The organism is Vibrio sp. MMG023 (assembly GCF_021654215.1).
Taxonomy (GTDB): Bacteria; Pseudomonadota; Gammaproteobacteria; order Enterobacterales; family Vibrionaceae; genus Vibrio; species Vibrio jasicida.
The window spans coordinates 25586-44940 of sequence record NZ_JAKFZP010000012.1; the positions used below are offsets into that span (position 1 = coordinate 25586).

General features: G+C 46.4%; 14 protein-coding genes. 10 read left to right on the forward strand and 4 right to left on the reverse strand.

Features of this window, described 5'->3' with window-relative positions; translation table 11 throughout:
- Positions 1–88: 88 nt before the first annotated feature.
- The 3 genes from L1076_RS24675 to L1076_RS24685 all read right to left on the reverse strand — a co-directional run bounded on the left by L1076_RS24675 (position 89) and on the right by L1076_RS24685 (position 3956).
- Entirely contained in the window at positions 89–1429 is a 1341-nt protein-coding gene (locus tag L1076_RS24675; RefSeq protein ID WP_186175463.1) for a sensor histidine kinase, read from the reverse strand.
- Positions 1426–2184 (reverse strand): response regulator transcription factor, encoded by a 759-nt coding sequence (locus L1076_RS24680; RefSeq protein ID WP_039976363.1) that lies wholly within the window; start codon positions 2182–2184, stop codon positions 1426–1428. Before L1076_RS24680 ends, L1076_RS24675 begins: the two co-directional genes overlap by 4 nt.
- Positions 2185–2390: 206 nt before the next feature.
- Complete coding sequence (locus L1076_RS24685; protein WP_038867939.1) at positions 2391–3956, reverse strand: arylsulfatase; 1566 nt, start codon at positions 3954–3956, stop codon at positions 2391–2393.
- A gap of 345 nt (positions 3957–4301) precedes the next feature.
- Between L1076_RS24685 and L1076_RS24690 the strand changes: the two genes are divergently transcribed.
- Positions 4302–5849 carry an arylsulfatase gene (locus L1076_RS24690; RefSeq protein ID WP_042603309.1) on the forward strand — a complete coding sequence of 516 codons (1548 nt, stop codon included), beginning with the start codon at positions 4302–4304 and terminating at the stop codon, positions 5847–5849.
- A gap of 151 nt (positions 5850–6000) precedes the next feature.
- Complete coding sequence (locus tag L1076_RS24695) at positions 6001–8352, forward strand: multiheme c-type cytochrome (protein ID WP_237304668.1); 2352 nt, start codon at positions 6001–6003, stop codon at positions 8350–8352.
- Here the strand turns inward: L1076_RS24695 and L1076_RS24700 are convergent.
- A complete protein-coding gene (locus tag L1076_RS24700; RefSeq protein ID WP_237304669.1) occupies positions 8339–9208 on the reverse strand; it encodes a LysR family transcriptional regulator in 870 nt (289 codons plus the stop codon). The two genes, L1076_RS24695 and L1076_RS24700, sit on opposite strands and share 14 nt — an antisense overlap.
- 126 nt (positions 9209–9334) lie before the next feature.
- Between L1076_RS24700 and L1076_RS24705 the strand changes: the two genes are divergently transcribed.
- The 8 genes from L1076_RS24705 to L1076_RS24740 all read left to right on the forward strand — a co-directional run bounded on the left by L1076_RS24705 (position 9335) and on the right by L1076_RS24740 (position 18966).
- Positions 9335–10852: an arylsulfatase gene (locus L1076_RS24705; protein ID WP_237304670.1), complete on the forward strand. Its 1518-nt coding sequence runs from the start codon at positions 9335–9337 to the stop codon at positions 10850–10852.
- Between the two features lie 95 nt (positions 10853–10947).
- Positions 10948–12264 carry an anaerobic sulfatase maturase gene (locus L1076_RS24710; protein ID WP_237304671.1) on the forward strand — a complete coding sequence of 439 codons (1317 nt, stop codon included), beginning with the start codon at positions 10948–10950 and terminating at the stop codon, positions 12262–12264.
- A 65-nt stretch (positions 12265–12329) separates the two neighbouring features.
- Complete coding sequence (locus L1076_RS24715; RefSeq protein ID WP_038867926.1) at positions 12330–13313, forward strand: MoxR family ATPase; 984 nt, start codon at positions 12330–12332, stop codon at positions 13311–13313.
- A gap of 12 nt (positions 13314–13325) precedes the next feature.
- Complete coding sequence (locus L1076_RS24720) at positions 13326–14288, forward strand: DUF58 domain-containing protein (protein ID WP_042606039.1); 963 nt, start codon at positions 13326–13328, stop codon at positions 14286–14288.
- Positions 14289–14840, forward strand: coding sequence for a DUF4381 domain-containing protein (locus L1076_RS24725; protein WP_237304672.1), 552 nt, complete (start codon positions 14289–14291; stop codon positions 14838–14840).
- Positions 14833–15924 carry a VWA domain-containing protein gene (locus tag L1076_RS24730; protein ID WP_039976350.1) on the forward strand — a complete coding sequence of 364 codons (1092 nt, stop codon included), beginning with the start codon at positions 14833–14835 and terminating at the stop codon, positions 15922–15924. Before L1076_RS24725 ends, L1076_RS24730 begins: the two co-directional genes overlap by 8 nt.
- Positions 15917–17662, forward strand: coding sequence for a VWA domain-containing protein (locus L1076_RS24735; RefSeq protein WP_104038362.1), 1746 nt, complete (start codon positions 15917–15919; stop codon positions 17660–17662). The genes L1076_RS24730 and L1076_RS24735 overlap by 8 nt, the downstream gene beginning before the upstream one ends.
- Positions 17659–18966 carry a BatD family protein gene (locus L1076_RS24740; RefSeq protein WP_237304673.1) on the forward strand — a complete coding sequence of 436 codons (1308 nt, stop codon included), beginning with the start codon at positions 17659–17661 and terminating at the stop codon, positions 18964–18966. Before L1076_RS24735 ends, L1076_RS24740 begins: the two co-directional genes overlap by 4 nt.
- The last annotated feature ends 389 nt before the right edge of the window (positions 18967–19355 follow it).

Genomic DNA, 19355 nt, shown 5'->3' on the forward strand with positions numbered 1-19355 from the left:
AGAATTATTATCGAGTGAGATTTTGGTGATTCTTCCACGCTGAGTAAACGACTTTTACAACTGTTACAATCCTTGTTATGGGTGAGGCTTAACGTCGTTTGGGCAAGGTAATATCCATCACTAAACCTCGCTCTGGCGCATTGTAGGCAACGATCTTGCCGCCAACGGCTTCAATATGCCTTTTCGCTAACGCGAGCCCAACACCAAAGCCCTTACGTGATGCGACTTGATTATTGGCCTTAAAGAAAGGTTTGAAAATTTGTTGATACAAACTTGGGTCGATACCAGGTCCAGAGTCGGTAATGACGATTTGATAATGCTCGCTACTGTTTCGCACCTCAATTTTTAGCGCTTCATTAGGTTGGGTGTAACGTAAACCGTTGCGAATGACGTTTTCTAACGATTGGCTGAGTGCCATTTGGTTGGAGTCATTGATAGGTAATGATTCGTCTTGCTGCAGTAACACGTGCCTATCCGGGTATTCAAATCGTGCATCTTCAACGATGATTTCAACCAGTTCTGCTAAGTCAAATGCTTCCGTTCTGAGGTTCGGTTGTTCGTTTTCAATCCATGCAAGGGTGAGAGTGTCTTCTGCTGTACTGCGCATCTTATGAGTGTCGCTTTTGATGCGTTGTAACATCTGCTCGCGCTCAATGTTTTTATCGACGCAGTCTATGGCCATTTCTATTCGAGCGAGTGGGGTACGTATCTCATGTGACATGTCGGCGATTAAGTTTCTGTTGTGTTGAATCACATCTGAGGTTCGTTCCGCCATTTTGTCGAAAGTTCGCGCGACTTGGCTTATTTCATCGTTGCCTAACTTCATGGTTTGCTCAATGCGCGCCGAATAATCCCCTTGGCTGAAAGCTTGGCTTGCTCGGTGGAACTGCTGTAATGGACGCATGACGTAACGGTACAAATATACCGTAAGTGCCAGTAAAGAGAGAAATGGAATCACAAAACGGAACAACCAAAACGCATGGGACATGTAAGTTCCGGGGCGCATTCGGTCGGGCAGTAGAATCAGAAAATGATACCCAAAAGGAGAAAGCGGCACTTCCATGATTGGATTGTCTGGAAAATCGAGGTGGATTTTCCATTCAACACTTCGACCAATGCCGTAGCCTTCCCAAAACCGTTCATTGAGCGGATTACCGCCTTTTACGTCTAGGTGTGATTGCAGAACCGTTGCCCAAGTAGACTCATTAGAAGCGAGTTCTTCTAACCAAGCGTCCAAACCTTGCCAATCTTGCTGGTCGATATAGGTTTGTGCTGTAGAGCCCCAATCGAGGATCTGTTGACGGTGGGACTTCTTAAGGTAGCTCATCTTTTCATTAGAAAGAATGGCAGCGCTATGAATCAAAGAAAAGAAGATCACCACGCCGAGAGATAAGACGACAAACAGCCGCCAGAACAACATTTTCTTCATTTGAAAATATACCCTTTTCCATGCACGGTCTGGATACGGTCGTTCGACATACCTTCCGAGATAAGGCGTTTACGCACACGGCTTAAGTGCATGTCTAGGGCTCGGTCATATTGGCTAAATTGACGTTCTAGTACGGTCTGGTAAAGGAAGGGTTTACTCAGTACTTCTTCGCGGTGCTCGATTAACGTCCACAGCAGTTTAAATTGAATAGGTGTCAGTTGAATGGGGTTCATCTCAGGACGATGATGGAGCGTTACCGTGTGAGTTTGTTTATCGAGGAGTAACTCTCTCTCACTGAGTTGCGTTGCTGAATTGGGCTGCTTGATGAGTTGGGTGCGACGTAGAATTGCTTCTATACGTAAACTCACTTCGGTGAAGTTACAGGGTTTGGTGATGTAATCATCCGCTCCGCATTTAAGGCCCTGAATTCGATATTCTTCTGCGCCAAATGCAGTCAGCATAACTACGGGTGTTTGTGACTGAGAACGAATGACATTAAGCACTTCGAAACCATCGAGGTTAGGGAGGTTGACATCGAGTATGACCAAATCAAAGTCTTGCTGCTGAAAAGCCTTAACGGCTTCATCCCCGCAAAACATCGAGATGACTTGATAGCGTTGCTCTTTAAGTAGTCGGGTGAGTTGAAGGTTGAGATCTGGGTCATCTTCGACCAATAAGATTGAAGGAGCAGGAACGGATGAACTCGATGACCAGTTTGGCTTTGGCTGAACGGGGACTGACGTTGGGCTAAACATGTTGATATATCACTTATTATCGATAATGCGAACTATTATCAATAATGACTTGGTTAAAATCAACGTGATGAATGAGAAAGCTATCAGTTATTTATAAAGAGCCTTCAAAGTGCGACATGTCTAGAAGTTTTACTTAAGCGGGGAAGGTCGCGACAAAAAGAAAGCCCACCTGAATCGGTGGGCTTTTTCGGTAGTTGCAAAAGAAACTAGTTCATTTTTTTAACTTCTTGCTGAAGTTGCTCTAGCTGCTTCATCTTGCCTTGTAGGCCAAGAGATTGGTAGCTAATCGACGCTGGGTTCATCATCTGACCTTGCTGCATTGGGTAATCTGGCAGCGTCTTGAAGAACTCACCAAGAACGTCTTGGATTGGTACGAACAACCACATGTTGTCTGCCATCCAGCGTAGGTACATACCAGATTCGTGCGGTGCTTTCTCGAATGGGTCAGCACGTAAATGGATGATCTTCGGCCAGTTTGGAGAGAAACGAACTGCATCGGTAATGTTACCTTCTAGGGTTGCGAAGTGCAGTTTCCAGTCGTTCCAACGAACTGCGTTTAGCTCACCATTAGCAGTGAAGTAAAGCAGTGACTCACGAGGACCTTTCTCTTCTTTACCTTGGAAGTAAGGCATGAAGTTGTAACCATCAATGTGTACGCGCCAGTCTTTACCGTTCGCTTTGTAGCCTTTCGCTAGCTTCTCTTTCACGTCAGGAACGCCGGCTGCAGCCATTAGAGTTGGTAGCCAGTCTTGGTGCGCCATCATTTCGTTGATCTTAGTACCTGGTTCGATTACGCCAGGCCAACGAACAAGTTGAGGTACGCGCATACCGCCTTCCCATGTCGTGCCTTTTTCACCATGGAATGGTGTTGCACCGCCGTCAGGCCACGATACAGTCTCTGCACCGTTATCGGTTGAGTAGATTACGATGGTGTTGTCTGCGACACCTAGCTCATCCAGTTTATCCAGTAGAATACCCACTTGATCATCATGCTCTAACATGCCATCGGCGTAGATACTGATGCCAGATTTACCTTGGTATTTTTCCTGAAGGCGAGTCCAAACGTGCATACGGGTGGTGTTGTGCCAGATAAAGAAAGGCTTGTCTGCTTTCACGGCTTTTTCCATGAACGCCAGTGACGTTTCTAGGAATTCTTCATCCGCGTGCTCCATACGCTTACGCGTCATTGGGCCTGTATCTTCAATCTTACCGTCAGCAAAAGACTTGATTACACCACGAGGGCCGTAGTTTTTACGGAACTCTGGATCTTTCGGGTAGTAGTAAGTTTCTGGTTCTTCTTCAGCATTGAGGTGATAAAGGTTACCGAAGAACTCGTCGAAACCGTGGTTAGTTGGCAAGTGTTGGTCTTGGTCACCTAAGTGGTTCTTACCAAACTGAGCCGTCATGTAGCCTTGACCTTTAAGCAGGTCTGCAATGGTCGGTGCCCAATCAGGGATACCGTGAGTAGAGCCTGGCATACCGATTGTAAGCAAGCCAGTACGGAACGGTTCTTGGCCAGTGATAAATGCTGCACGGCCTGCAGTACAAGATTGCTGACCGTAGTGATCAGTAAATAGTGCACCCTCGTTTGCAATACGGTCGATATTCGGGGTTTCGTAACCCATCATACCTTGGTTGTATGCACTGATGTTCCAGTAACCAACATCATCACCAAAGATCGCTAGGATGTTTGGTTTGTCTGCTGCCACTGCTGCGCTTGAGGTTGCCAGTACGCCGAGACCGACAGCCAGCTTGCTCATTTGGTTAGCCATAAAAACTCCAAATTGGTTGTAAGTTGGAAAAGAAGCCTAGGTACCGCCCATGCTTCGTTGGCTATTAAGTTAATGATGCAATTGAAGAATGTCGCTTTATAGTGTTTATAACCATAAGTTATGTAGAGAAATAACTTGTTGTTTTATCAGTTGATTGTTTCGACCTTAGAATTTGTGGGGAAAACTGAAGCGAGACTTAGGTCACGTTAATCCGCTTTCTAAATAGGGATATAAGACCTTAGTTTTAACCAAAGTATAATTATGCTATTTGATTCGCATTAGTCTGTTTTGTGAGCTATACGTTTGTGTGCAGGATGCACTTTTCTATTACATACAGAGGTTTATATGACAGCGAATTATGGCGTGAAACGCCGATTAGCGATTCTTGCCGCTGCTTTTATCGGCGCGACAAGTAGCAGTATCGCAGCAGAGAAACCGAATATTCTGGTCATTTGGGGCGATGATATCGGTCAATCTAATATCAGTGCTTACACATTTGGCTTAATGGGATACAAAACACCGAACATCGATAGCATTGCGAAAGAAGGCATGATGTTCACCGACTACTATGGCGAGCAATCTTGTACTGCAGGCCGTTCTACCTTCATTACCGGACAAACGGTATTGAGAACGGGCTTGAGTAAGGTTGGCCTTCCGGGGGCAGATTTGGGTCTTCAGGCAGAAGATGCAACGATTGCAGAAATGCTTAAACCACTGGGCTATATGACAGGTCAGTTTGGTAAAAACCACCTTGGCGATAAAGACGAACACCTTCCAACCAATCACGGCTTCGACGAATTTTTTGGCAACCTTTACCATTTGAACGCCGAGGAAGAACCTGAGAATGTGGACTACCCGAAAGATCCAGAATTCCGTAAGAAATTCGGTCCTCGTGGGGTTATTAAGTCCTTTGCTGACGGCAAAATCGAAGATACCGGCCCTCTAACGCGTAAGCGTATGGAAACGGTGGATGGAGAAACGTTAGATGCGGCGCTTGATTTTATGGATCGAGCAGTGAAGGCTGACAAGCCTTTCTTTGTCTGGTGGAACGCAACACGCATGCACTTCCGCACACACGTGAAAGAAGAAAACTTGGGCAAAACTGGCATCAGTTTTTATGCCGACGGTATGGTAGAACACGATAACCAAGTAGGCGAGCTGCTGAAAAAAGTGGATGACTTGGGCATCAAAGACAACACCATCGTATTTTACTCAACCGATAACGGCCCGCACATGAACTCTTGGCCAGATGCGGGTACAACCCCATTCCGTGGTGAGAAGAACACCAACTGGGAAGGTGCGTTCCGTGTTCCTGCAATGGTACGTTGGCCGGGTAAGATTGAAGCGGGCAGCGTTTCTAACGAAATTATGCACCACATGGACTGGATGCCAACCTTGGTGGCGGCGGCTGGTGATGACCAAATCAAAGAGAAGTTGCTGAAAGGCTACACGGCGGGTGATAAGACATTTAAGAATCATCTCGATGGTTACAACTTCTTGCCTTACCTAACTGGTAAAGAAGAGAAAGGCCCACGTGAAGAGATCTTCTACTTCACTGATGATGGTGATTTGAGTTCACTTCGCTTCCGCAACTGGAAGATCGTATTCCTAGAGCAGCGCGCAAAAGGCACACTACGTATCTGGGCTGAACCGTTTACGCCATTACGTGTGCCTAAGATCTTCAACCTACGCATGGACCCATACGAAGTGGCGGACATTACGTCTAACACTTATTACGACTGGCTGATTGACCACGCATACATGCTGGTTCCAGCACAGGCTTATGTAGGTAAATTCTTGGCAACGTTCGAAGAATTTCCACCGCGACAAAAAGCAGCAAGCTTCTCACTTGATCAAGTGATGGAGAAGTTGCAGGAAAGTCACAACAAATAAATTGATTGCAACCAAATGTGGGGCTCTTCGGAGCCTCTTTTTTTGCACTGTGTTTAATTTTTTCTTAAAACGCATGTAATTGCTTGTCTAAAAAGGAAAAACACTTCTATCTTTGATTAGAGAATAAAAAGAATCACACACAAGGACAGTTATGACTCAGTGGGCAAGTTGGAAGCAGGCTTTGATCGGCCTAGCAGCGCTCGTCAGTTTTTCTCTGTTTGCACAGGAAACAGTATCTAAACGGTCAGCTTCTGCACAAGAAACCGTGTCGGTCGCACCACAATCAATCAATTCTTCAACGCAAACTTACGTAGGCAGCGAAGCGTGTATTGATTGCCACAAGAAAGAAACCGAAGCGTGGCAAGGTTCTCATCACGATATGGCGATGCGTCATGCCGATGCGGAATCCGTTCTCGGTGATTTTGATGACCACACATTCACTTTTGAAGGTAAGCCAAATCGCTTCTATCGAAAAGGGAGTGAATATTGGGTCAATATCCAAGGGCCTGATGGTGAGTGGCATGATTACAAAATCAGCTACACCTTTGCGTGGGAGCCGCTTCAACAATACATGGTGGAATTTGAAGACGGGCGTGTGCAGTTAATTCCTTTCGCTTGGGATTCGAGAGCCAAGCAAGAAGGCGGACAGCGCTGGTTCCATCTTTATCCCGACACCACCCCCAAAGATGAGTTTTACTGGACGAACACGGGTCAGAATTGGAACTTCATGTGTGCTGATTGCCATTCAACCAATCTAGAAAAAAACTACGATGCAACTGCCAATACGTATTCAACAACATGGTCAGAAATCAATGTGGGTTGCGAAGCATGTCATGGCCCAGCCAGTGAACACGTAGAACTTGCCAAACAAGCGGAAAAATCTGGGAATACCATCACCTCAGCGAACCATTATGGCTTTGATCGAGATTTAGGTATGGCAGTAAAAGAATGGGTCTACGAAGAAGGGCACAGCACGCTCCAACCAAAAGAAATCACGATGACTCATCAAGTTCAAACCTGTGCGCAGTGTCATAGCCGTCGTACACAGTTAAATGAAAGTGCGGACCATGTTAAAGGCTCCTTCTTGGATAAATATCGTCTAAGCCTAATTACACCGGAGCTCTATTATCACGATGGTCAGATTTACGATGAAGATTACGTTTATGGCTCATTTTTGCAGTCTGCCATGGCAGAGAAAGGGGTAACCTGTACCAACTGCCATGATCCTCATACTGCCAAGTTAAAAATTCCTGAAGAAGCCGTTTGCGCACAATGCCATATTGCGTCTGACTACATGCCGGAGAATCACACCTTCCATGAGGCAAATACCGAAGCATCCAAATGCACCACTTGCCACATGCCTGAAACGACTTACATGCAAGTCGACCCGCGTCGTGACCACAGTTGGCATGTGCCACGTCCAGATCTGAGCCAGCACATCAATACGCCAAACGTCTGTACATCATGCCATGAAAACGAAACCAATCAGTGGGCGGATCAGAAAATAGGTGAGTGGTTCCCGAATTCGAAATACCGCAATCAAAAACACTTTGCAGTGGCATTCTACGCCGATTCTATTGGTCATCGTGGTGCGCCTGATGCGCTAGCGTATTCTGCTCAAGACTCATCGTTGAGTGACATTATTCGTGCATCAACTTTGGAGAGAATGGGCGGCAATACTGGGCAAAACACCTTAGTGTCATTGGCAAGAGCGGTGAAGCATGAAAGCGACATGATTCGTCTTGGGGCTGTTGCTGGGTCTTCTGGTTATGAGTTCAGTGATCGCTGGCAAATCCTCGAACCATTACTGAGCGATCCAGTCTTATCAGTACGTGCAGAAGCCGCAGGTGCACTGGTTCGCCATTATCCGGAAATGAATCCTCTGCAACGTGACAAGATCAAACAGCCATTGGAAGACTACATATCAATCCAACGCTTTAATGCTGACCGAGGCTTTGGACGAACGAACCTAGCGAATGTCTATCGAGACCTTGGCGAAACAGACAAAGCCATTGCGTCTTACCAAAAGGCGATTGAAATAGAACCTTACTTCGAGAACAGCTATGCAAACTTAGCCGATTTGTATCGTGCACAGGGCAATGACAAAAAAGCATTAGAAACCTTGATGGCCGGGATTGAAGCTCAGCCGAAATCGAGTGCTTTGCCTTACAGCGCGGGTCTAGCATGGTTGCGAGTGGGTGACAGTGTGAAAGCAAACCAATACTTAAAACAAGCGGCGGAAACCGCAGAGCGAAACCCCCAGTATTGGTATGTTTATGGGCTCGCTCTGGAGAACTCAGACGTGCTTGCGGCCAGTAAAGCGTTGAACACCGCTTACAAGGTGGGAGGCAACCCACAGCACTTGTTTGCGGAATGTGAGGTGCTGGCTAGAAACTACAAAGATGGCTCTGTTGCATTTGCTTTTGAGCAGTGTTTGAAGCAACTAGGAGAGTTTGCGCCAGCTGATGTGATTCAGCGTTTAAGAGCCTCTATAAATCAATAGGAGCGGCATGGGCAAACTCAAGTTGTTGCTTGACCTGTTCCCTTAAGCGCTGATGAGCGGGATTGTGCTCATCACGCTTATGATAGACGAATTTATAGGGGATACGGTCGATTTCAATCGGGCATTCAAGGATCTGTAACTTGAGTGCCTTACTCCATTTCATCGCAAACGATCGAGAAACAACGCCTAGACAATCTCGTTGTGCAACATACATTGCCATCCCCGCCAAAGATGACGTTACGATCTCTACATTTCGCTCCTGAATCGGCTCTTTTGCCAGTTGCTCGAAGCCAGAAGTGTTGTTCCACTTGCCTGAAAATATACAGTGAGTTTCACGATAAAAATCATCTCGGCTCAGTGTCCCTTGGATTCTTGGATGACTTTGACGACAGATGATCATTGCGGGTTCATCGTAGGCGTTTTCTATCACGAAAGAGGAGTCTTTGGTGATAATGGTATCAATCACTAAATCCATTTTTTGCTGTCGAATTTGTTCAAACAACAAGTACTTTTCCGGTGGAGACTCGTGGAAAACAACGTTTTCAATCGGATTTAAACTGTGGAGTAAGGTTTCTGAGCAGCAGACTTGAAAAGTGGTTCTTTCTGAAATGGCGTTGTCTACGATGCTCACTGCCTGACGAAACTGCGGCATGAGTTGATACGCAGTTGAAGTGGGTGCGATCCCTCGTCCTTGTTTGACGAAAAGCTGTTTTCCTACCACTTGTTCAAGCCGCTTAATCGAAGCGCTCACCGCAGGTTGCGTAAGGCCTAAATGGTCGGCCGCTTTGGTGTAGGACTGATATTCAGCGACCACCAAAAAAGTTTGAATCAAGTTTAAGTCCATCTTGTTACCCATAAACTAAATTTATATATCAACGTATCTGAACTCTATTTATCCGTCAAATAACAAGTTTTATCTTAATCAAATCTTGGTATCTGATTTCGACCAAGATTCGCAGCAACGGATTTATGGAGCCCTTTTATGGCAAACCACGATAAAAAACGCGTCAAGAAGCTGGTATTAAACGCTTGTACGCTTGCGATCGGAGCGGCATCAGCGACCGCTTACTCGGCAGAACAACCAAACATTCTCGTTATCTTTGGTGACGATGTCGGTTACTGGAACTTGAGTGCATACAACGGTGGCATGCTGGCTTACAGCACACCAAATATTGATAGCATTGCAAGAGACGGTGCTAAGTTTACCAACTTCTACGCTCAGCAAAGCTCAACGGCAGGTCGCTCTGCGTTCATCACGGGACAAATGCCAAAACGTACCGGCTTGTCTAAGGTTGGTTTGCCAGGAGCGAAAGAAGGGATTTCTGAGAAAGATCCAACTATTGCGACACTGCTACGTGACCTTGGTTACGCAACGGGTCAATTTGGTAAAAACCACCTTGGTGACCGCGATGAACACTTGCCGACCAACCACGGTTTCGACGAGTTCTTTGGCAACCTTTACCACTTAAATGCGGAAGAAGAGCCGGAGAACGTAGACTACCCACAAGATCCTGAATTTAAGAAGAAGTTCGGTCCTCGTGGTGTGATCCACTCTTATGCGGATGGCAAGATTGAAGATACCGGCCCATTGACGCGCAAACGCATGGAAACGGTTGATGACGAGTTCCTAGATGAAGCGGAGAAGTTTATCGAGAAACAAGTCAAAGCCGACAAGCCTTTCTTTACGTGGTTTAACACCACGCGCATGCACAACTTCACGCACGTTCCAGACGACTACAAAGGTAAAACAGGCGCAGGTTTTTACGCCGATGGTGTGAAGCAACACGATGATCAAATTGGTCACTTGCTCAATAAGATTAAAGAGCTTGGCGTTGATGACAACACCATCATTGTTTACACCACAGATAATGGCCCAATGATCAACTTGTGGCCAGACGCGGGTATGACGCCATTCCGTAGTGAGAAAAACACCGGTTGGGAAGGTGGCTTCCGTGTTCCTGCAGTGATTAAGTGGCCGGGTCATATCCAAGCGGGCACGACGTTTAACGGCATTATGTCTTTGGAAGATTTCTTACCAACATTGGTCGCTGCGGCGGGCAACAGCAACGTCAAAGAAGAACTGTTGAAAGGCAAGAAAGTGGGCGATATGAACTACAACGTTCACTTAGACGGTTACAACCAACTGCCTTACCTAACGGGTAAAACGGACAAGTCTGCTCGTAACGAATTTGTTTACTGGAGTGATGACGGCGATTTACTGGCTTTACGTTATGGCAAATACAAATATCACTTCTTGATTCAAGAAAACGAAACTGGTTTGGATATCTGGAAGAAACCATTTACTAAACTCCGTGTACCACAAATCTATGATTTGAGTATCGACCCATTTGAGCGTGGCGATACTGGTATGGGTTACGACCGTTGGATGTACGAACGTTCATTCTTGATGATGCCTGCGGTTGAAAAAGTAAAAGAGGTCATGGAAACCTTCAAAGAGTACCCGCCGCGTATGGCTCCGGGCTCTTTTGTTCCGAAATAACGTTTTGTCCATAGGTCTATAGACCCTAGTTATTGTCCTTAAATACAGCGCCCAACTTGGGCGCTGACTTTCTTCTGCTTTCGAGATCGTTCTTTATGAAAAAACAAACTCACATTCATACTACTCAAATGGCATTAACTCCCCTCAAAACGGCGTTTGTATCTAATAGTGATAAAGTCGAACGACGTTTTCACGTGATGGCGAAACCGGGCGGGGCAAAATGCAATATCGATTGTCAGTACTGTTTTTATCTGCACAAAGATGAATTATTCAATCAAGGCACTCAACCAAAAATGGACGATGCAACACTTGAGGCATTCATAAAGAGCTATATCGAAAGCCAAGATGGTGAGGAGGTTGTGTTTTCTTGGCAGGGTGGTGAACCAACACTGTTGGGGTTGGATTACTTCAAGAAGGTTGTCGAACTGCAAAACAAATACGCTAAACACGGCGTTCGCATCGAAAACGACCTTCAAACCAATGGCCTTTTATTAAACGAGGCTTGGTGTCAGTTTCTGCATGACCACGGGTTTCTAGTTGGTTTATCGATAGATGGCCCTGAATTTATCCACGATAAATACCGCAAAACCCGAAGTGGAAAACCGACCTTTCAACGCGTCATGCAAGCCGTTGATCTGATGAAGCGTTATAATGTGTCATTCAATGCGTTGGTGACAGTAAACCGCTTTAACGCCAAATATCCGCTCGAAGTGTATCGCTTCCTCACTCAAGAACTCAGCGTCACTTATATCCAATTCACACCTTGTGTTGAACCTCGGTCTTTCACTCTAACCGCTCCCCATTTCTGGAAAGAAAATATGTCTCCAAAACTTGGCAGCGAATTAGCAAAGCCGGGACATTTGATGTCAGTGGTTACGGACTGGTCGGTCGATGCAGAAGAGTGGGGCGAGTTTCTGATTGCTGTATTTGAAGAATGGGTGAACAACGATCTTGGCAGAGTCTTGGTCAACCTTTTCGAAACCGCTGTCGCGCAAGTGATGGGGATGCCTTCGCAGTTGTGTGTTAGCGCAGAGTTCTGCGGCAAAGGCCTAGCGATTGAGCACAATGGGGATGTGTTTAGCTGTGATCACTACGTTTATCCGGAATACCAACTGGCTAACATTCATGACCGATCTCTGAATGAAATTGCAATCTCAACTCGTCAATACAGCTTTGGCATGGCGAAAAAGTCTTCTTTGCCGCAATACTGCCTTGATTGCCCGTATTTGAAGTATTGCTGGGGAGAATGCCCAAAAAATCGGTTACTTAGCGCGCCGAATGGTGAGGCTGGTCTAAACTACTTGTGTCCGGGAATAAAAATGTTCTTTGACCATTCGCTGCCAATTCTGGTTGGCATATCAAGGTTAATAAAGTCTTACAACTCAGGTGAATATAGCGAATATAACCTTTAGTTATTACTTTCAGTCTTATACTCAACTTTTAACGCTCAGGCTCCCGTAAACTCAATAGGTAGACTATGAACCACGCACAACAAGCCATTAATGAATTAATCGAACAAACTGAAAAAAGCGTCATTGGACAAAGCCATGTGGTTCAGGCTTTGGTGATAGGGTTATTGACCAATGGTCACGTACTTTTAGAGGGCTTACCGGGAACGGCAAAAACGCGCTCGGTGAAGTCGCTTGCGAACCTACTTAACACCAGCTTTGGTCGTATTCAGTTTACACCCGACTTATTACCTTCAGACGTAACAGGTACCGAAGTGTACCAAGAGTTGGATGGTAAGCCTCAACTCCACTTCCAACCGGGACCAATTTTCAACAGCATTGTGTTAGCGGATGAGGTGAACCGTGCGCCAGCAAAAGTACAAGCCGCACTGCTAGAAGCAATGGCAGAAGGTACGATTACGGTGGGTGATAAGACGCACGTCTTGCCTGAGTTGTTCATGGTGCTTGCAACGCAAAACCCTGTGGAGCAAGAGGGGACGTATCCATTGCCAGAAGCGCAGATGGACCGTTTTATCATGAAAGTGACTGTTGATTACCCAGAAGATGAAGCCGAGCGCGATATCATTCGTCTGGTACGCAGTGAAGAGCTGGGTTCAGAAACCAGTAATGAGCTAGTGACGCCAAAACACATCGAGCCTGAATTAGTGATTGAAGCGCGTCGCCAACTTCCTTCTATAGCCGTGTCTGAATTAGTCGAAAGCTACATCGTAGCGTTGGTAATGGCGACACGTAAACCAGAGCGTTACGCCGATTCCCAACTACAAAAATGGATCGAAATCGGTGCGAGTCCTCGTGCATCTATCTCGTTAGACAAATGTGCGCGAGCTTATGCTTGGTTGCAAGGCCGTGACCACGTCACGCCTGATGACGTGCGTGCAATGGTGCCATCGGTGCTGGGACATCGCTTCTCACTTTCTTACGATGCACTTGCCGATGGTGTCGATCACCAGCGAGTGGTGCAAGAGTTGCTTGATTGTGTAGAAATCGGATAAGCAGGAGGGACTATGGCAAAGCCAACGCTTGCTCCTCAATCCCAAGGGCTCGATCCTCGCTTGTATTGCGATTACTCACGCTTAGTACGTTTACAAGCGCAAGCCGAATCCTTCAGCCTGCTGCCTCACTTGAAAGCGGGCAGTGTGCTTTCTGGTCGTCATAACTCATTATTCCGCGGACGTGGTTTGAACTTTGAAGAACTGCGTCACTACCAGCTAGGGGACGACATCCGAAACCTAGATTGGAAAGTCACTATGCGCACGGGCAAGCCTCATGTGCGCAGTTACACCGAAGAAAAAGACCGCAATGTGATTGTTTGTGTTGATCAGCGCAGTGCGATGTTTTTTGCCTCTACCGAGGTCATGAAATCTGTAGTCGCTGCTGAAGTCGCGGCTATGTGTGGTTGGCGAGTATTGAAAGACGGTGACCGAGTCGGATTTGTTATCGCCTCTGACTCTGCTCTATACCACAGCAAAGCCCAGCGTTCGCAAAACGATTTGCTCGCTCAACTGAAGCGACTCTCTCAGGCCAACCAGCGCTTAAATGTGGACTCGTTAGATTCAGACAAAGTGACGTTCAGTAAATGGATTGAGCTCATTAAACGGATGAAACTAAAACAATCCACGCTGATTTTCATCAGTGATTGGCGCGATTGCGAAGAGCACCACCTTGATCACCTTAAGCAGCTTCAACAGCATAATGACGTGTTAGCGGTGATGGTAAGCGATCCTCTAGAGCAGTCGCTTCCTCAAAATTTGGCGAAAGTGAAATGGGTGATTGGTGATGGTCGTTACCAGCTCAACTTAGATAGCAAAGCCAAAGTCGATGCCGCCAGTGCCAGTTTGGTTGAGAAAGCGCAGTTAAAACGTCAATCACTGGCGCAACTCATGGCAATCAAAAAGCTGCCTCATATCGAAATCGATACAACAGGTGACCACATTACTCAATTCCAAAAACTCGTTGGAGGCCGATAAATGACAGACTTACACACGCCTCCAAGCACGTATATTCTGCGTGAGCTGCATGACGTCGCGGTGCCAGAAAGCGTAAGCTGGGTGCCACAAACCATTGGTTGGAAGATCCTTGCCATTGTGGGTGCGATTGTACTCATGTATGTCGGCTACCGACTGGCACACCACTGGTGGGATAACCGTTACCGTAAAGAAGCTATTGAAGCGATTTCTCGTTTAACACCAGATGACGCCAGCATGCCGAAAGCACTGTTCTCGATTCTGAAAATCGTCTTAATCCATCTTGATAGCTCTCATGCTCGCTTGTTTGATACCGCGTTCCTGCGCAAGTTAGATGAGCTTAACCCCAAGCACAAATTGTTTGATGATGAAGTATCTAAGCGATGGCTGCAAAGTATCGTTGACCCAAGTGTTGAACTGGAAAAAACAGAGCGTTTACAACTTTTTGAACGTGCAACTGAGTGGGTGAAAGAGCACGATGAGAACGCTCACAACATTGAAAAGCGCACGCTTGCCTACAAAGCGCATGCATTAAAAGGAGGTCGCCATGGGTGATCTTCTTGCTTCATGGCTTGGCATGAGCAGTTTTGAGTTTGAGCATCCGCTTTGGTTCATCATCTTGCCGCTGCCTTTGGTAGTGTATTTCCTCGTCCCAGCTTACCGCACCAAACAAATGGCCATCAAAGTGCCGTTCTTTAGTCAGCTTGTGGATGCGATTGGTGAAACGCCGTCAGAAGGCGCAAGCCAACTCACTCCGAGCTGGTGGCAGCGCGCAACGCTCATCATCTCTTGGCTTTTGGTCGTGACCGCAATGGCAAAGCCGACAGTACTTGGCGAGCCACAGGTGCGTGAAAGCTTAGGCCGCGATGTTATGGTCGTCGTCGATTTGTCTGGCTCAATGGCAGAGCAAGACTTCACATCCAAAACCGGTGAAAAGATCTCTCGTCTCGATGCAGCCAAAGAAGTATTGAGTGACTTTGCCAAAACGCGCAAAGGCGACCGCTTAGGGTTAATCTTGTTTGGCGATGCGGCATTTGTTCAAACCCCTTTCACGCCCGATCAAAAAGTGTGGTTAGAGTTGCTTAACCAAACGGATGTGGCGATGGCTGGGCAAAGTACTCACTTAGGTGATGCAATTGGCTTGGCGATTAAGGTGTTTGAGCAAAGTGAAAAGTCGCGTACCGACGTAGAAGAGAACAAAGAGAAAGTCGCCATTGTTCTGACAGATGGTAATGATACCGGAAGCTTCGTTGAGCCGATTGATGCGGCGAAAGTCGCGAAAGCCAAAGATGTACGTATCCACGTGATTGCAATGGGTGATCCACAAACCGTGGGTGAAACTGCACTAGATATGAATACGATCAAACGTATTGCCAAAGAATCCGGTGGTGAGGCGTTTGAAGCGCTCAACCGTGACGAACTTGCTAAAGCCTATGATGAGATTGGTAAGTTAGAGCCACAGCTTTATGAAAGTACCACTTACCGTCCCAAGCAAAGCTTGCATCATTACTTAATGGCTTTGGTGGTTGCGATGTATTTAACCGCGTTCTCGTTAGCGACATTTAAGCGTCGTCGACTATCAGTGAACAGTGAAGCTTCTACACAAACAGACAACGTAGAAGGAGAGCGCCATGTTTGATTCTCCTTTCTCTAGCATGGGGCTAGAACAGTTTGTCACACAGTTTCATTTCATTCGTCCAATGTGGCTATTGGCGTTCATCCCAATGTTTCTTTTGCTTTGGTTAAGATGGCGAGAAGAATCCAAGCCAAGTTGGAAAGACATTCTTCCTGAGCATTTACGTAAAGCCTTAACGATTGGCGACTATGGTTGGCGAAAACAACTGCCGCTCAAGCTGCTTATGGTGATAGTGGCGATTGCCATCATCATCTGTGCGGGACCTTCTTGGGAGCGCCAAGCTTCACCGTTTGGCGAAGATAAAGCCTCCATGCTGGTGGTGTTGGATAACAACGATTCGATGTTGCAAAAAGACCTTCCGCCAAGCCGTTTGGAACGTTCTAAGCAAAAGATCCGTGACCTCTTGGCCGCACGAAAAGGTGGCAGCACTGGGTTGGTTGTCTATGCGGGTTCTGCTCATGTCGCGATGCCTGTGACGCAGGACAGCAAAGTATTCGAACCGTTTCTAGCGGCGATAACACCAGAAATCATGCCAGTTGAAGGTAAACTTGCTGAAACGGCGTTACCTTTGATTGACCAACAATTACAAGGCCAACCGGGTTCTACGGTTCTGTTGGTTACAGATGGGGTCAACCCGGCAACCATTACCGCTTACAAAAACTACTTTGCAGACAAGCCCTATCAATTGCTTATCTTGGCAGCGGGTAACTCGGACATTGTTTCTAACAACCCGGTCGATTTGGACTCGTTAAATAATCTTGCCAGCGCGACAGGCGGACGCCTTGTTGAAGTGACGGTAGATAACAGCGACATAGAGAAGCTGAATCGCTTTGTTGAGCGAAACATGCAACTCAACGGCGAATCATCCATGCCTTGGAAAGATATGGGTTATCAACTGCTGTTCCCTATTGCTCTCATTATGATGCTTTGGTTCCGCAAAGGCTGGTTAGTGCAATGGTGTGTGGTGGCGATGGTATCAACGTCTTTGTTTATGACGCCAAAAGCCATGGCGGAAACGGTCTCGCTCAAAGCGGACAAACCTGAAGTGGTGCAAGAGGTAACCGTTTGGGATAAAGCGTCTCAATGGTGGTGGGATTTATGGCTCACGCCAAATCAACAAGGACAGCGTTTGTTCAACAAAAACGAATACCTTGAGGCAGCAAAGCACTTTACGGATCCGTTGCGTAAAGGGACGGCTTATTATTACGCAGGCGAATACAAACTGGCTCATACCGCTTTCTTGGAGATGCAAAACGACCCATCAGATGCGGTAAAAGACTATGGCTTATACAACGCTGCGAGTGCGTTGGCGCGTCAACGTGAGTATTTGGCCGCACGTAATTTGTTGCAAACACTGGCAGACAAAGACACCTTGAGTGAGCAATTACGACCAGACATCGAGCACAACCTAAAAGTCATTGGTGGCATTGTCGAAGAGATTAACCGTACCAGTGAAAGCCAAGCGGGGACAACAGACGGACCCGAAGAGTCGTTTGAACTGGGTGACAACCCGCAAACGGCAGATGGGGCGGATGAAAAAACCGCTGCTGAATTAATGCTGAAAGAGAAACTCAATGCGAACGAAATCCTTGGAAGCCAAGAATTGGCGGATAAGTGGTTAAAACGCGTAGAGGCCGATCCTAAGTACTTCTTGCGCGCTAAATTCCAAATTCAACTGCGTGAGCCCGTGAAAACGGAGCCGCAGCCACAACCGCAACAAGAAGAGGAGCAAGCACAATGATGAATGAATTCAAACTTGGCGCTGACTCCGTGGTTGGGCGTCTAAGCACTATCTTGATGATGTTTACCTTGTTTTTTACTGGCTTGGCGAACGCGCAAGACATTCAAGACTTGCAGCGCAGCAATGATGTTGAATTGTTAGCATGGGTTGGTAAGCAGGGAGCAGGGGCCGATACGAAGGAAGCACCTAAGTTCAGTGTGAATGAGCAGGTGATCTTGTACATCGAAGTAGCAACGCCTCGCTGGTTCACCGGTGGTACACGCATTGGCAGCGTAGAAATCCCTAACGTGATTGCGAAGCAGCGTAACCAATTAGCAACTAACTATACCGAGCGTAAAGGGGGGCAAACGTGGTCTCGTCAGCGTTGGGAAATAACCTTGTATCCGCAAGCCTCGGGACAATTTGTGATTCCACCGGTCGCCGTTGGTGTGCAAGTCTCTGCGCCTGATGGTTCGAAAGTGGCTGGTACGCTTTATACGCAGCCAATTAAGTTCGAAGCGTCTATGCCTTCTGGTTTGCTCAGTGATGAGTCTGCATGGTTTACCGCGACTAAGGTGAGTGTGGATCAGAAATGGACAACGTCTAACGATGAATTGAAAGTCGGTGATGCAATCACTCGCACTATTACGATTAATGCACAAGACAGTTTGTCAGTGTTGCTTCCAGACTTGTTATCCAATGATTCTACTGCCAGTTATCAAGCATACCCTCAACCAAACCGCTTAGACGATAAGCAAACGCGTGGCGATTACCAATCGAGTCGAATAGAAGAAAGCGTGTATGTGATCCAACAGGGCGGTGAGTTCACTTTGCCTGAACACAAGTTCCAATGGTGGAATAGTAAGAGTAAAGAGCTGGAAACGGTGGTGATTGAGGGTAAGACCTTCAAAGCCAAGCATACATTCAAATCGTTTGTTAGAGCTTATTCGGGCTGGTTGATTGGCAGCGCAGTGACGCTATTTGTTCTCGTTATCGCCGCCTTGAGCATTCACCGTTATTATCGTTCTCGTCCTACGCCGCCATGGTTAGTGTTCAGACGAATGGTGAAAGCGAATCGATGGGGCGCTGCTCGAGCAAGCTTGTATAAGCAGCTGAGAAGCAACACGGGTGGTCTTGAAATGAGTAAAGCCAATGACTCTGACGTTTGGCAGAAGCGTTCACAGCGCCTACATGAGGGGCAAGAGGACGCAAGCTTGATGAATGCGCTTTGGAAAGGGATACAAGCACTGAAGCCAAAACGCCAGAAGTGGGCAATACCCAAAGCCTTGCCGCAACTCGATAAGCAGGCAAGTAATAAGAAATAAAACGAAAAAGGACGCTGAATCAGCGTCCTTTTTTTGTTCTTTTTAATCGCAATAAGTACATGAAATATCTATTTTAACGTGCTACAAATGACGCAAAGAAATAATATATTTCACATATATTTAATTCTTATCTTTTAAGTTTCTATTTAAAAGCTATTTCATTGCAATATTAAACAGGTTTATTAGTAGGCTATATATTAATGTCGGTATATTTTAAAATTATATAACCTATAAATCACTTTAACTCCTTTCGTGATGGAGTGTCACTTCCATGTGACAAGCTTTTCGTCTTAACCCTGATAAAGACGGCTTAATCAATGTATATTTCATTTTTGGAATGTTCAAATAAAATAACACTTCAAAAATGGAATGATAATTTGCAAGTTTTT